The organism is Paenibacillus anaericanus, assembly GCF_003994475.1.
GTDB lineage: Bacteria > Bacillota > Bacilli > Paenibacillales > Paenibacillaceae > Fontibacillus > Fontibacillus anaericanus.
In genome coordinates, this window is sequence record NZ_RZNY01000018.1 from 28,223 (window position 1) to 44,986 (window position 16,764).

The following is a 16,764-nucleotide window of genomic DNA, read 5'->3' on the forward strand; positions in this document are numbered from 1 at the left end:
GGATCTTTAAAACTCTGGATAATATGAACATATGCCAACTATAATAATTTAGTAATCCAATACATTTAAACATAATACTATAAAGTATAGCACAAATAACTGGTAACCAAGTGAACGAACTGCCTTACTATACTATGTCAATACTCAATAAGATGTTGACCATTTCACCCCCGTCAGATCCGTAACATCTGTAATCCCAAAATACTGAAATGGACACAACAGCTTCCGATCTATCGCATCGGTGAGCCGAATTTCTGCAGCAGGACTACCACCAAAATACCCGAGAATATCCTTCCCATCCATCCGTCCCGGCGTGGCAGTTAGGCCGAGTAGAATCTGCGGTTCATAGTAAGTTAGTAACTTCTGATAGGAAGGTGCAGCCGCATGATGGAACTCATCCACAATGATGTAATCATAGAAATCACTAGACGTCCGTTCCGTAAGTTTAAGTGAATTGAAGCTCTGGATACTAATGAACAAATGATCGAGTGCTTCTGCCTGATATCCCCCAACATGTAGCTCGCCAAAGTTCCAATCCTGCATAATGACGCGAAAAGTATCGCGGCTTTGCTCTAGAATCTCCTCCCGATGGGCAACGAACAGCAGTTTTGCTCCCGGATGGTTCTTACAGAATCTTTTATAATCAAAGGCAGAAATAACCGTCTTCCCCACGCCCGTAGCGGCAACCAGCAGATTCTTGTACCGGCCGAATAACGTCCGCTGTGCCTCCAGCTTCTCTAGCACCTCCCGCTGATAATCGTAAGGTGTTAGCTCGAAATGAAAATGCAGCGTCGACTGTTCCTTTTTCCGATTCAATGCCTCCCGAAGCTGCACCTCATGGGTCTCATCCTCAGCATCAAACGCCTTGAACTCCCGATCATTCCAGTAGCTCTCAAAAGTCGCTTCGATCTTCTTCAGCACATCATAAGAATCCTTCTCCGTTACCTTCACATTCCACTCAAGCCCACTCGTCAGCGCCGGGTTCGACAGATTGGAAGAGCCAACATAGGCAGTCGTGAAACCCGTGTTTCTTCGGAAAATATAAGCTTTGGCGTGTAGTCGCGTCTTGTCCGTATCATAGGAAATTTGGATGCAGGTATTAGGAAGCTTACTCAGCTCCACAACAGCCTTATAGTCCGTCGCCTCCATATAGGTAGTCGTGATGATCCGCAGTCGCCCACCTCCTGCAGTGAATTCCTTCAACTGCTCCATTAGGCAGCGAATTCCACTCCATTTAATGAAGGAAACTAACAGATCAATCTCATCTGAAGTTACAATCTCCCGCTGCAATTCATGCATCATATTGGGCTCTGAATGAGAGCCCGTAAATAGTGAGCTTTGCGATAAAGGCGTTGCCGGACGTAACACCTTCTGCTCCTTCAATCCGCGAATATGATTCAGCTTGAAATAAACGTAGGTCAACACTTCGCCTTGCTCATCCAATCGAAGCTCATTGTACTCTTCCTCACCTAACGTTCCCTTAAGCGTCGCTAGAATCTCATTACAAGTTCTCACCTGCGCAAGCACAGCCTCATCATCCTGACTCTGCTCCCGCACAACCTTAAGCGCCCGGCGCGTTACCGCTGCTAGATAGGTAGACAACAACTTCCGCGCTTCCTCCGCATCTAGTACTTCTTTTCCAATCTCGTATTGCTCCGGGTCCAAGGCAGCTAACTGCTGCGTCGTTATATTATTAATGATCTGTTCATATAGTCCTTGTTTCATCATATGTACCTCAGATTCTCTGAATTATTATCTGTATATTCAACATTCGACAGAAACCGTCTATACCCTCCAAATATTAACAATCAAAGAGCAGAGAAACAAACAAGCATTAGGCTTGTCGGCTTCTTTTTCCGTTAATTATAGATACAAATAATTTTATATACTCCACGAATTCCATATTTACTAAGTATATACATTTTAAAGTGAGTAACGTATATTTGAGCTATACTCAAAGTTAAGTTTCCTTAAGAAGCTTCTAGAGAGACTTCAGTTCTGTAATATAATCCTTTATGGACTGACTTTGATCTTATGAAGAGGTGATACAGGTTAAACTGAAAGTTAAGCAGTTGATCTTAAAGTTGCTAGTGTTTACATCTATAATTCGCATTCTATTCTTTCTGCTCAGTGATGTGGTTTTCGGATATATTACTATTCCTCGTCCTTATGACATTGTAATCCACATGGCAGCTATAGCCCTAGTCATCTTAATATCTATGATACTGACAAGTCTTCTAGTTAATAATGATCCCACATAGACACTTTTATAACGAAACAGGAGGGAAACTTCAATAGAAGTTTTCCTCCTGTTTTTTGTTTATTCAAGGATTTTCCTGCATGTCCCTACCGCAACATGCGAGCTTCAAGCAGATGCATTACAACCACGATGGCCTCCGCTCGAGTTGCTTGCTCAAGAGGAGCAAAGCGATTGCCGTTTCGTCCTTGGACAAGCCCTTCATTGACGGCAGATGCAATCCAGCCTTGCGCCCAGACCGGAATATCGCCGGTATCAGCGAACGCTAACACTGTCTTCGATCCTTCGGAGGAATCCAGCGCTTTTGCAGCCATGACTGTAAGCTCCGTACGGGTAATGGACTGGTTTGCCCGGAACGTATGATCTGGGAAGCCGTTAATAAATCCTTTCTTTATTCCCTTGGCAATATCCGATTTCGCCCATTTCGGAAGCTGAGCCGCATCGGTAAACGAAAGCTCCGCTTCTTCCTTAAGCGCTAATCCTCTTACCAATAATGCGGTGAACTCCGCACGGGTAATACGCTGATCCGGACGGAATGTCTCATCTGGATATCCGTTAATCAAACCTCCCCCTACGGCTTGAGAAATGATCGCTTCAGCCCAATGGCCTTTAGTATCTTTCAAGGCTACAGCCTTATCATGCTCAGGTTCTCCAAGACGTACGGATTGGCCGATTGCCGTCACTTCTGCCTCAAGCTTGTGATCCACGGTAGTCAAGGCATCCCAACGAACTTCGGAAGCTCCCGCTTTTTTGATCTTGAATGTCAAGCTTCCGAGCTCAAGATCCCCGTCTGCTCCATCCGTATTGCCCATCATCGTATGGATGAACGTAATCTCACCGTCCTTGACCATCGGGGACACAGTAAATCCTTTCAGCTTCGAACTCGCCTCAACAAATTCCAGATGAGCGGAATCATAGCTGAGCTTCAACTCATAGGCATATAAATCTCGCACATTTTTCCCTGTTAAATTCAGCTTAACGGTATCCCCTGCTTTCCACACCGTCTTATCCGCATTTAAATGGTAAGACGTCATACCTTGTGATTGCACAGGTAGCTTATCACTATTCGGAACTGGAATTTTACGTGCCATGGCAGCAAGATCCAGCACGTCGATTTTACCGTCTCCGTTTACATCCATTGCCTTCATTTGATCCCAATTCGCATTGGTAAGAGTCATTCCAAAATATTTAGCAATCGAATTCAAATCATGGATGCTTGCTTTCCCTGAATCGGATGGATTAGTCCCTGGACCTGAATTGCCTGTAGATCCAATGCCATTCCCAGGATCCGGCTCTTCGACGTTCGGCTTCTCCTCCTTCACTTTCACTGAAAAGGTTACAGAAGTGGGGGCTGTCTCGATCTCATTCCCCTGCTGATTCCCCATCGAGGCCCGGATAATATTCAACTTGCCTTCTGTAGTCGCTGTGACATTAGCTGTCTTGAAGGTGAGCTTCAACATATCAGCATTGCCTTGAATTGGTTGCCCTTCGCCTGCGATAACAAGCTGTACTTGTCCCTTATCCTTACGGGTATCCAAGATGCTGATCCCTTCTTGTAATGATTTAGCGGATACGAACTCTAGCAGGTTCTCATCATATGCGAGAGCAAAATGATTGGCATATAGGTCCTTCATCGAAGTCTTGATCCCATACTTCACCAACAGCGGTTCACCTGCGGTTACCTCGCTCGGACCGCTTAGTTCGACTGTCGGCCGCGTAACGGATACGACAATGACCTTCGTCTCTTCAACATTGCCGGCCTTGTCGACCGACCGGAATTCGACATTATGAGTACCTTCCCCTTGAATGGCGAGCTTACCGTCTTTCACCGACTTCCATTTGCCTCCATCGATTCGAGCTTCGGTTCGCAGTACGCCCCATCCATGCGGATTATCCTCAGCGGAGAACATCAAGGTAACATCTTTATAGTACTCTCCTTCCGTTTCTCCATCTCCTTCGATCTGAACCGTAGTTGTCGGTGCAATCGTGTCCTTGAGGAGAACTTCCAGATACGACCCAAATTGGCCACCCTCGTTTTTACGGCTGCGCATTTCTGCACTTAAATCACGACCAACTTGTTGCAAAGCCAAGCTAACCGTTTTATTGCCTTGTAGCTTGAATTTAGCGAATGGCGTCACATTGAATTGCCACCATTGATCCGGCGAAGCGATCGTCTGCAGATCGATTCGTTCACCTGCCGCAGGTTTATTCTTATACGTTATCGTATCTTCCTTCCAGCTATCGTCATCAATCTCGAATACGCCGATGTCAGATTGAGTACCGTTACTGTCTTTTGTTTGGCCATATACATGCAAAGTAACCTTTTCAACTTCGTCTATAATTTGTGAAAGATCAAACTTCAGAAACACTCTGCGATCATAGGTCCCACTTCCATTACGGATATTTAAGAATCCTCTCGTACCGAAGTTTGTATTCTCATCTCCTCCGCCATTGACGAACGTATCTTCCGTTACATTGATCCGAACTTTTGCCGCAGCGTCAGGCTCAAGAGCACCTTCACCGGGAAGCTCCGTTTCCGCTTCAGGATCAATCTTTAGCTTAATTACGTGGCTTCGTCCCTTGGCACCTTGGGTATCGACTTCCAATTGAATCGTTGGAGCCGTCTGCAGCACTTTAACCGTCGAATCCTTTGCCAACTCCGCCAGTGCGACAGCAGCGATTTCTACCTTCACTTTGGATTGCGTCTGCGTTGGATCAGATACAGATACGGTTAATTCGTCACCTTGCTCCTTAACCATGACTGAAGCTGGCTGATATACACGAACGCGATCCAGCTCCCCTGGCTGCCAGAAATTAATGCCTGTTATACCAAGCTTCGTTTCCTGTACCGCCTGAATTTGCGCCGTATTGCTCAACACGCGGATATCTGGATTGGCGTTGTAAGCCTGCGTAGCCGCTGAATTAAACGATGGCAAAAGCACGTACGAATACCCGCCATCCTTTGGCAGGACTCCATGCTCCATCACTAAGCTGACATAGTTTCGCGTAATCGGATCGGCCGGGCCCGTTGCGTTAATTTCTTTCCACGAACCGGTTCTCGCCTCACGCATGGCCCCGACATCAGCAGAATCGGGGAAATAGTAGCCGATATCGGCTCCTTCCGCCGTCCCTTCCAGATGCGCCCATTTCACGCCCTTCAGTTCCTTAGACCACCCCAGCTCAGTTGGCATAACCCGACCGTCTACCGTTAGTTTGTTAGTTCCTGCCGTATTGATCATCCGGTTCTCCACGATCGTCTCAACCTCACGGCCATCTTTTCGTGCGTCGGGAGTCTTAATGTCGGTCCCAAGAGCAACAATCTCATCGTCAAACATAAACCACGATTTTTTCCCAGTTAATTTGCTTCCAGGAGGAGCCATATCCATCCCCGCGACACCGAATTGGTTGTCGATCGACGAACCTCCGACCCAATTTTTTCCCGTCGTTTTGATCATCGTTCTTTCCAATCCGTCAGATGTTGTTCCCGGCATCCGGTAAGAATCAACGGTTGGCCAGAATCCATTCCTGAAATGGTCAGCATCTTGATTATATAAATAGGTCATACCATCGCCGGTATACCATCCTCTCGTATGCTCACTGTTCATGCCGCCCTCGAAATTGGAAATACGGGAGGAAGACATGCTGATTCCAAAGGTATAGCCCTTTCTGGAATGAACGATTCGGTCCATCACCGAAAACTGGCGATGAGCAATCAGGTCACCACGCAGCTTAACGTTAGAATCATTCATCAACTGTTTAAAGTTAACAATATCCCTAATCTGCATACCCTCATACATATTCGGCATGCTCGTATCCGAAACCACCCATTCCTTAACCATACTCTTATAGTAGGCAGCCTGATCGGGCGGAGCGAACTGCGCTAAACGGAGAATCGTCCACACCCCGCCCCTAGTATTGTTATTGAACCGGGAAACCGCTCGGCCGCTGACCATTTCCATAATATGTCCGTTATAAATCACCGGCTCGAATGAATCGGTCACCCACTTCCACACATTGCCGAAATCAGAAACCTCGATTGGCCACGACGAACCATTCAGGACTGTCAACAATTTCGAGACATCTCCAAGTAATACACTACCGTAGCTTCCAGTATAAGCAATGTTTCCATGCTGAATAAATGAACCGTCCATATAAAATCCATCGCCGCTGGTTACATAAGGAAATACGGAACTAATCGCACCACGCGCCTGCACGATGATCGCTTCGTCCTTTCCAAGTACCCCGCGAAGAAGAAGAGCCAGCGATTTATCCAACAGATTCGCGCCCGTTTCCTTTAAGCCCGGGGCTCCAATCAATCTCTTCGTCGGATCGGGTATAAATCTATCAATCGCGCTCGTGTAACCTGCGATCTGTTCAGCAGTTAAATCGTTGTACATTAAAGTTACGATATCCGCTACCGATTGGGGTGATCCAATCTCCCAATCCCACCAATTGTTATAAGTAGCTCTTGTTGTGTTATAACGATTCTCATGCATCCAATCCAGACCTGCGATAATATCGTTCTTCAGTACCTCATTCCGATATAAAGCCGTGCCCGGAGTTGCAAAGGCAATCGCCATATCCTTCAACCGGTTATATGACAATGTGATATGACTTGAATTAGTGGTGCTGTTATAATCCGACCATAAATAAGTTCGTCCCGTCGCTTTATTAAGCGTATCCCAGACCCCGCTCTTATTGTCGTTCGTTACTTTCAGGGCATTCGCCTCAACTGAGCCACGAATATCCCCATCATTCAGATCGATTTGCGTTCCGCCAGTCAAATAATTGAACCATTTCAAGCGGAGCGCATCGAATTCATCTCCCTGCCCAAGCTGTGCTGCTGAGACCGGCGCAACCGGAAACGACGTAAATATGAGCGAAAAAATCATCAAAAAAGAGACAAAAATCTTGATTCTATATTTCCTCACGATGAAATAACACCCTCTCCCATAATTTGTGGGGGACGTTGATTAGTCCCCTCATTGCTGCTCTGTCAGGATTTTTTCGGCAAACCATTTTAAATCAATAGCATCAATAATTCCATCGCCATTAATATCAGCTGCCTCTATTGCTCCCCAATCAGAGCTTGCGCTGATCTTGCCGAAATGCGCAGACGCTATCCCTAAATCACCTACCGTAACCTTACCGTCCCCGTTAAGATCACCGATGGTACTCGTTAGTACAACCCTAATTTCACAGGTTGCAGAAAACTTGTCGTCTTCGGTCGTGACCGTGACTTTGGCACGGCCTGGCTTTAATGCGGTTACCGTGGCTTTGAGACCGTCCGACTCCAGCTTCAAGACGTCGCTATAATCAACCTTCCATTTAAGCTGCATGTTCGTAGCGTTATACGGCATAATCGTTGCCGCAAGATCTACATTTTCTCCTACTACCAATACTGCTTGCTCGCTGTTCAACTGAATACCCGTTACCGGAATGACCGGCTTTAATGTAATTTCTAGATATGATTTATAAATTCCGCCTTCGTTTTCTTTACTTCTTACATCCGCCGTCAAATCCGTTTCCCCCTGCAGGGCCACGCTCAATTGTTTATCGAGTTCTATTCGCGATTTGGCAAAGGAAGTAACATCATATTGCCGCCACTGGTTCTCGCTGTCCAGTGTAATCGTTTCAATCGCAGCTCCGATTGCAGGCATGTTATTCCAAGTAAGCGCACCTTCGCTCCAAGCATTGCTTCCCACTTCATAAGCGCCTACTTTAGCAGTTTTGCCTCGTGAATCGTTGATTCTGGCGTATACATTCAGCTTAACTGATTCAATTTCCCCAACTCCGGAAATACCGCTCAAGTCATATTTTAAGAACGTTTTGCGCAAGTAATCATTGGCTCCATTTTTTATATTTAAATAGCCAACAGAACCAAAGTTTTGATTCGCTTTACTTCCGGCATTTACATAGGCATCTTCCGCAACGTATACAATCACTTTCTCACCTTGGTCAACCGGATCACCATCCAATCCCGGCGTTTGTGTCGGATCATATTGAAACTGAATGACGTGGCTCTTGCCGATGGAACCCTTTGTATCAATTTCTAATTTCAAATAAGGCGACGTTTGCAACACGTTTATGGAAGCATCCTTCTTCATTTCCTTGAGCACGACTTTGCCGAGATCAACGACGATTTTGTCCTGCTTCTGTGTCGGATCCGACACAGAGACAGTCAGTTTGTCCCCATCTTCCTTCACCATGACGGAAGCCGGATTGAAAGCGCGAACAAATTCAGCCTGACTTGCCTCCCAGAAATTGAATGCGGTCATTCCTAGCTTGTTCTCTCGAACAGCATGTACCTTATTCGATTTGCTCAATATTTCGATATCGGGATTCAGGCTGTATTGCTCGGTCCCAGTGGCATCTTTATTCGGCAATAATACGTAGGCGTAAGAACTATTCTGCGGAGCATTGCCGTGATCAAACGCCAAGCTTAAGTAATTTCTCGTCATCTGCTCTGACGAGCCTCCATTATTAATGTCTTTCCAGGAACCCGTTCTTGCTTCGCGTTTCCCCGCTATATCAGCTCTCTCCGGGAAATAATAACCGATATCTGAACCGGCAGTATTGCCCTCCAAATGGGCCCAACTCATCCCTTTCAGCGATTCCTCCCATCCAAGAACGTCTGATTTCGCCTTCCCGTCCACGGTAAGCTTGTTCGTTCCATTTGCATTTAATTGACGATTTTCCACAATCGTTTCAACTTTACGGTTAGCCGAACTTGCAATATCGGAACCCAAAGCCACAATTTCATCATCGAACATGAACCATGACTTTTTGCCTTGCAATTCACTTCCCGTACTTCCTTTTAGCGAGAAATTCATTCCTACAGCTCCGAATTGGTCTTCCATCGACGATCCGCCGACCCAGGCTTTCGGATTATAATACGATGCCCAATCTTTAGGTCCCTGCGCATAGCCGTCAGTTGTTGTACCCGCTAAGCGATACATATCAACTGTTGGCCAATATTGATTACTGTATTGAGACAAGTCGTTATTATAGAGGCTGGTCATTCCGATTCCCGTATACCAACCTTTCTTGTTCTCTCCGTTGCCAAATTCAAAGGCTGAAATACGATCTGAAAACATACTGAGCGCAAATCCGTAGCCCGGACGCAGGTGAACGACTCGATCCATCGCAGCAAAATTCTGATGCTTCACCAGCTCCCCGCGTGACATAATGGTAAAATCTTTCATGATAGCCTTAATCAGATTCATCTCATAAACCGGCATATTCTCGTAATAGTTAGAGAATGTGATATCAGATTGTACCCATTCCTTGATCATGCTTTTAATCTTGATGGATTGCTCCGTAGGCGCTCCTTCGGCCAATCGTGCCATCGTTCGAATGATTGCACGTCCGGTCAAATGATCGGAATCCTTCTCCCGAGAAATGCTGCGCCCTTTCACCATGTCCATCATGGCTCCTTTATAGATCAGAGCCTCGAATGAATCCTCGATCCAATCATACACATTCTCCACGCTCGGATCTTGGATTTCCCATGGCGATGTGTTAAACAAATACAATAAATCGGCCATTCTTCCGACTAAGACGCCCCCATACGATCCCGTATAGGCAATGTTAGAGTGCTGAATTAAAGAGCCATCCTCATATATACCATCACCGCTCTTCGCGTATTGGAATTCCCTAAATATCGAATTTTGGCCTTGCTCAATCTTGAAGCTCTGCTTACCGACAACACCGCGCAGTACAACAACAAGCGCTTTGTCGAGCAAATTCGCACCCGTTTCTGTCACACTTGCATTTTGTACCCTTTTCGTTGGATCCGGTACGAACTTATCGATTACATTTAGAAATTTTTCAAGTTTCTCTTTGGTTAAATCGTCGTATAGGAGTACAAGAATGTCCATTAACGCCTGCGGTGTTCCTATTTCCCAATCCCACCAGTTGCCGACGATTTTTTTATTTTCGTTATATTGATAGGCATACATCCAATCCAGGGCCCCGACAATGTCATCCTTCAGTTTCGAATCTCTGAATTGAGCCGTACCCTCAGTTGAATACGCGATCGCCATATCCTTAATCATGCTATAAGCTGTAGATATCGCAGCAGAATCAGTATTTCCTTTATCAATCACATCTTGCCACAAATATTGCGCATCTGGCGTCTTATTCATTCGATCCCAAGTACCCGTTCCTTCGGGATTTGAAATGCGAATCGACAATTTCTCGATGTAAGCGCTAACATCAGAATCATTCATATCCATCCAGGCTCCGCCTACCAATTTGTCATACCATTTCTGTCTGAGGGCGTTGTAACCGTCCAACATACCACCGGATTCCACCGTCACGAAAGATTTGGCGGTAATCAATCCGTCTGGGGTAGACACCGTTATCGTCGCAGTTCCATAATCTTCGGCGGTAACCGTTCCTTCATACACGCTAGCAACCTTCGGGTCGGACGAAGTCCAAATGACCGATCGATCTACCACATCCTGCGGTGTAAAGATTGGCGTCAATACCGTGCTGCCCCCTTTTTCCAAAGAAACCAGCTTCGGTTCTAATGCCAAGCCCGTAACTCCTTCCCGGCTTTGAAGCGTCAGATCATCAAACCATACGGTCCCCTGACCCGTTTCGAAAAATGGCTCCAGTCTCACATATTTCGCATCGGCCGGAACCGATAAAACGACTTCCTGCAAAGTCCAATCGTTCGTCCCCGACATTTTATTCGTCGCTGGCCCGTCTGCTAGCTTTTCATCCCGGTCACTGCCATCCAGTCCTTTTATTCTTTTGTAGAACTGTGTTCTAACGAAAACTCCGCCGTTGGAAACGACATCTGAGGTTTTGATCCAAGCTCCTAGCTTATAGTCACCACCCGTTAAAACCGGTACGTTGATGGAAAGTCCTGTTCTGTCGCTCCCCAAGTGCTCAATTTGCACCGAATAGGCTCCCGAATGGTAAACGTCACTAGTTACTGAGACCTTTCCGTTCTTGCTGGCTAACCAAGCCCCCCATCCTTCCGGTTGTAACCCGCTCCATTCTGGCTCCTTCGCGGAAACTACTTTTTCGAAACCTCCATTTGGAACCATGTTTTCTTCCATTTCACTAACTACTTTTTCGAAACCACCATCTAAAACCATATTTTCTTCCATTGTATTATCTGCAGATACATTTCCTAACAGCGATTGAAACGGGACTAGTAGTTGCAACATCATACAAACAAGCAAAACTACCGACATTCTTTTATAAAGCGCTTTCATAAAAATCCCCCTTTCACTTCTTAAGTTGATGCTTCATCTCCATGTTTCATCATAAATTGAATGATTGGTCTTGCGACAGGTTGGATTTTTACCTGTTCAGGCACAATTTTGACTTCAAAACAAGGAAAATATAAGTAACGGGCCATATCGATCGACATCAAAAGGACATTTGAATTCTAAAAGGCATAGATCGTTTTTCTTTAGCACTATATTTGCATATGCTTTTCATTCCTATTATCTACCGGGCTCTCTTGGTGCTTTCGCACAAACAAAAGAGTGCCTTTTTCCATGCGACAGTCCGTCCCTCATCCATAAAGAGGCGCTGCGCATAAAAAGACACTCCCATGCGGTTCAGATGTATTGGTCCAAGTAGACAATTTCTCTACCCGCCGTACCTTCAATCTCTAGCGTTTGGATACTAACAACTTCATGTCGGAGATCAGCTTGTCCAGCTTGCCGTAATCTTGCACTAGCTCGCCGATTTGTGCATCCTGGCTGCACATACTGCCATGCATCTCTTCTACCGAGGCCATATTCTGCTGCGTCGAAGCTGCGATATCTGCCATACTGTCCGTGATATCCTGCTGACGTTTGTGAAGATCTACAGCCGAACCGCCGACCTGGTCGGCGTTCTCCTTGACCTGTTCCATATTCTCATGAATGGTCCCGATTAGGCGCTTCACTTCTTGGGATACCTCGCTACTGGTCTTCACAGCCTGTTGCCCCTGTATTACCTGGGTATTCACCGCGCTGATCCGCTCCCGGATGCCCGACAAAATGCTGTCGATCTCCGCAGCAGCGCTGCTGGAGCTATCGGCCAGCTTCCGCACCTCGCCCGATACGACTGCGAAACCCAACCCATGCTCTCCGGCACGCGCCGCTTCAATCGCTGCATTCAGCGCGAGCAGGTTCGTCTGGTCCGCCAAGCCGCGGATGACCGTCACGATCGAGCTGACGCGTTCGTTCTCCTCGTTCAGCAACTGCATCACCTGAACCGTGTGATCCATCATTTCATGTACACTCTCTACCTCACCGGAAAGTACGCCAATCTGCGTGCTGCTGCGCTCCGTGAGCTTGGTATTCTCAGCGGCGTAATGCTGCAGTTGCTCCGTTCCTTCCAATAGCTGTCCAACCGCTTTGTTCATGATTTGTGAATATTCATTGATATGCATGATGTTGTCTGTCTGTTTTTCGATGGAGGTCGTCATTTCCGCAAAGCTATACGTGACTTCCCTTGAGATGTCCCCGGCTCCCCGCACACCTGATTGTTGGGTGCCGTTAAACTCGTTCAAGACAAGCACCGAATCCTTCAGTTGCTGAAGCATGCCGTCCACCATCTCTTTGGCCTCCTGCGTCTCCTGCTGTCTTTCCGTTACCTGCCGCTGCAGCCGCTGGCTAAATGTTGCAGAGAACGCGAGTGCCGCCGTTGCAAACGCCAAGTACATGTACAAGTATATCAGTGACTCTCCCGGAAACAGCTGCTCCCGGTACGTCGGATCCAGATATAAATAGGTGCTAACGCCCGCTCCCAGTATGCCGGAGAAAATAATCGGCCTGTAATCCGCGTACAGCGTCATGACCGCTAAGCTGACATAAATCAGAAAGTAAGTGCTGATGATCGGATGAGGATCCGACAGAATCAACAGCATAGTGATGATCGTAAAAGTACAGGCCACAAAATATTTGATATAGTTGACCAAAACGCGTCGATAGGTCATCCATGTAGCTGTACCGCAGGTGAGGAGGCCGATGCCAACCAGCAGCAGAATCATGTCCATGCCTAACCCGATGGCCAAATCCGTGAGAACGCCCAGCCCCAGCATCCCCCATAAAATTATGACAAAAAGCCGATTGCGTTTATCCAGTTCAGTAAGTTCTACCGTTTTCATCGTTTCATGCTCCTTCTGCTCTATGTATCGATATTTATTAATATGAATCTAAATAGTCCCGGCTCCTGTATACACAGCGTCCTGCGGGGATGTTATCCATGAGTAACGGTCTTTGTGGTTATATACTTCTTCCACGTTCAAGATTGTAGGGACGACGTAATCGCCTTTATAAAACACTTTCTGTGAAACTTTCTCCATGGGGATCTTGAACGAAATCCGCAGTGCTCGCTGCAGCACCGGTTCTAGTAGTGCAACATAGTACTTCAGCTTATTCTTTTCTCCGAAATCCACTAGCGCGGACAGCAGCTCCGAGATGAAATGGCCACGATAGCTTTGTAGTACAGCCATCTTATCGATTTCTGCCACTGCCCCTTCAGCCTGCATAACAGCCGGATGCTGATCAAAGGCCGCAGTCTCGTTAATGGAACTGCCGCTGCTAAACGGCTTGATCTCCGTCGTTCCGACGTAATGCCCTTCTTTGGTAACGACTACGTATCTTTCGAGAATCCGCTCTGAGAACTCCAGGTCATAGCCTTTTTCCAACCACACGGTAGTCCAAACGCCGTTAAACATCGCCATCTCCAGTTCGTTCTCTACCCGTTTAAACATAGTCTCTTCTCCTTTTGGCAAGATGCCTCTGTCTCTCTGTCTCTATTATGAATTTCAGAAAAAATAAACTACTTATAACTTATCGGTCAAAATAACGAAAAAAATTAGTGTCCGTAGCCGAATTAATGCCCTTTTTGTTATAATATCCCAAAATAAAATAAGAGAATCCACGACTCAACAAGGGATGTGACGCATTCGTAACATGGATCGATGTCGAGTAAAGAGAGTCAAAAAAATACCGCCTCCCTAAAGGAGCGGCTATATAGGAATTTCAATCCACGCATCTCCGAGGGATGCGACTAGATCTGCGAACACACGAGTTGTACACACAGAAAAGTTTCAATCCATACATCCGCGAGGGATGCGACGATAAACGTGGTGTTGCTGTGGTGTATGGAGATGCATTTCAATCCACGCATCCGCGAAGGATGCGACTGCGCTCTCCGCTCGTGTTAATTCACCTTTAGGACGATTTCAATCCACGCAACCTCGAGGGATGCGACACTAATAGGGTGGTTTGCTCTATGGAGTATACTAATTTCAATCCACGCATCCGCGAGGGATGCGACTAGCTTCCCAATCGATTGCTTCAGTAGTGCTAGAATTTCAATCCACGCATCCGAGAGGGATGCGACTTATATCGTCTGGTGTTTTACGTTCTGGTAATGATTTCAATCCACGCATCCGCGAGGGATGCGACTTTCTAATCGGTATGTTCTTGGTACTCGATAAAGGATTTCAATCCACGCATCCGCGAGGGATGCGACTCAAATGAGATTATCGGATTGATAAGAAATGCTGATTTCAATCCACGCATCCGCGAGGGATGCGACTAAAAAGGAAGGTTATTTTGTCGAAACGCATGATAATTTCAATCCACGCATCCGCGAGGGATGCGACGGAAAATCCAAACATCTCCTTTCAAGGAAATGACGATTTCAATCCACGCATCCGCGAGGGATGCGACTCCAATGAGTTTTTATAAGGAGTTGGTTAAAAAATTTCAATCCACGCATCCGCGAGGGATGCGACTGACGCAACGGCGGTCGCTGGGGATATGTTAGTAGATTTCAATCCACGCATCCGCGAGGGATGCGACGGATACTATGTTCCTGGTTGTTGTCTATAACCCGATTTCAATCCACGCATCCGCGAGGGATGCGACTTTTATGTTTTTCCGACTCTAGGCAAGCTGATATATTTCAATCCACGCATCCGCGAGGGATGCGACGTCTGTATCATGTCGTGAGGGTCTTTCTTGCTTGCATATTTCAATCCACGCATCCGCGAGGGATGCGACTCGTAACGTTGGAAAGCTCAAAGCAAAGCATATAAATTTCAATCCACGCATCCGCGAGGGATGCGACTTGTCGCATTAGCACAGTTAAGCCGAAGCGTAATTTCAATCCACGCATCCGCGAGGGATGCGACACTTGTTGTTTCCCTCCTCTGTTATTCCTGCAAAATTTCAATCCACGCATCCGCGAGGGATGCGACGATATTCAGCGCCACGGTCAAAAGCTTCGACAGAATTTCAATCCACGCATCCGCGAGGGATGCGACTTGGAATTCATCCGACCGACAAGTCCAGATTTTCCCATTTCAATCCACGCATCCGCGAGGGATGCGACGCAATTACAGCGGTTATTACTTTTTGGTTTATAAATTTCAATCCACGCATCCGCGAGGGATGCGACCTTGATACTTATTAATTCGCTCGGCTACTCTAGATTTCAATCCACGCATCCGCGAGGGATGCGACAGCACTGGCATTACAGCAAGCGGGATACGCAGGAATTTCAATCCACGCATCCGCGAGGGATGCGACCTAATTGTTTAGCGGCTTTTGCCTGCGAACCATAATTTCAATCCACGCATCCGCGAGGGATGCGACTTAACATCATCTAGCACCACTCCCCCACTTGTGATTTCAATCCACGCATCCGCGAGGGATGCGACTGAATTTGTTTGATACTTTGGCGGCACTGCCTAATATTTCAATCCACGCATCCGCGAGGGATGCGACCGGACTTAGCCCTAGACGCTCATAACTTTTTCGATTTCAATCCACGCATCCGCGAGGGATGCGACGATAATTCAATCAGCGCATCCCATACGGAATCTTATTTCAATCCACGCATCCGCGAGGGATGCGACGTATTTATACTGAATTACATGTTCATGGTAATAGTATTTCAATCCACGCATCCGCGAGGGATGCGACGGGTTCTATCTAGTAATTTACTTGATGGTACTATTTATTTCAATCCACGCATCCGCGAGGGATGCGACAAAGTTGGTGTGATTGGCACTGTAATTACAAAAATTTCAATCCACGCATCCGCGAGGGATGCGACGCCCCGGCTCCTACAAAAGATGTAGCCCGTTGTTATTTCAATCCACGCATCCGCGAGGGATGCGACGTTTGATAGGTTTGTCCTATAAGTGAGATTCGTGTCATTTCAATCCACGCATCCGCGAGGGATGCGACTGACACTAGCTCGATTTGCACTTCGTCTTTCGATATTTCAATCCACGCATCCGCGAGGGATGCGACTTTCTTCTTCTAATTCTTCTGCATAATCTTGATAAAATTTCAATCCACGCATCCGCGAGGGATGCGACGTTCCTAATCCTTTATATGATTTCACTCCTCATGAATTTCAATCCACGCATCCGCGAGGGATGCGACCAAAGATTAAATTTGCAATAGATAGGAGATTGAATTTCAATCCACGCATCCGCGAGGGATGCGACGCGCATAAGGATGATTTGCAAT

The 16,764-nt window shown here is 46.6% G+C and carries 4 protein-coding genes, 1 pseudogene and 1 CRISPR repeat array (1 of these 6 running past the window's edge); all 5 genes and pseudogenes read right to left on the reverse strand.

Going from position 1 to position 16,764, the window contains the following annotated elements; genetic code table 11:
- Window positions 1-156: 156 nt before the first annotated feature.
- Window positions 157-1,725: pseudogene (locus tag EJP82_RS19480) on the reverse strand (DEAD/DEAH box helicase); the annotation flags it as partial.
- A gap of 621 nt (window positions 1,726-2,346) precedes the next feature.
- Window positions 2,347-7,188 carry a polysaccharide lyase family 8 super-sandwich domain-containing protein gene (locus EJP82_RS19485; protein WP_127193746.1) on the reverse strand — a complete coding sequence of 1,614 codons (4,842 nt, stop codon included), beginning with the start codon at window positions 7,186-7,188 and terminating at the stop codon, window positions 2,347-2,349.
- A 51-nt stretch (window positions 7,189-7,239) separates the two neighbouring features.
- Window positions 7,240-11,487: a polysaccharide lyase family 8 super-sandwich domain-containing protein gene (locus EJP82_RS19490; RefSeq protein ID WP_127193747.1), complete on the reverse strand. Its 4,248-nt coding sequence runs from the start codon at window positions 11,485-11,487 to the stop codon at window positions 7,240-7,242.
- Window positions 11,488-11,891: 404 nt separating this feature from the next.
- Window positions 11,892-13,376, reverse strand: a complete 1,485-nt coding sequence (locus EJP82_RS19495) for a methyl-accepting chemotaxis protein (protein ID WP_127193748.1) — start codon at window positions 13,374-13,376, stop codon at window positions 11,892-11,894.
- Between the two features lie 48 nt (window positions 13,377-13,424).
- Entirely contained in the window at window positions 13,425-13,985 is a 561-nt protein-coding gene (locus EJP82_RS19500) for a GNAT family N-acetyltransferase (protein WP_127193749.1), read from the reverse strand.
- Between the two features lie 268 nt (window positions 13,986-14,253).
- A CRISPR array of direct repeats spans window positions 14,254-16,764; the repeat unit is 32 nt; unit sequence ATTTCAATCCACGCATCCGCGAGGGATGCGAC (it continues 839 nt past the right edge of the window).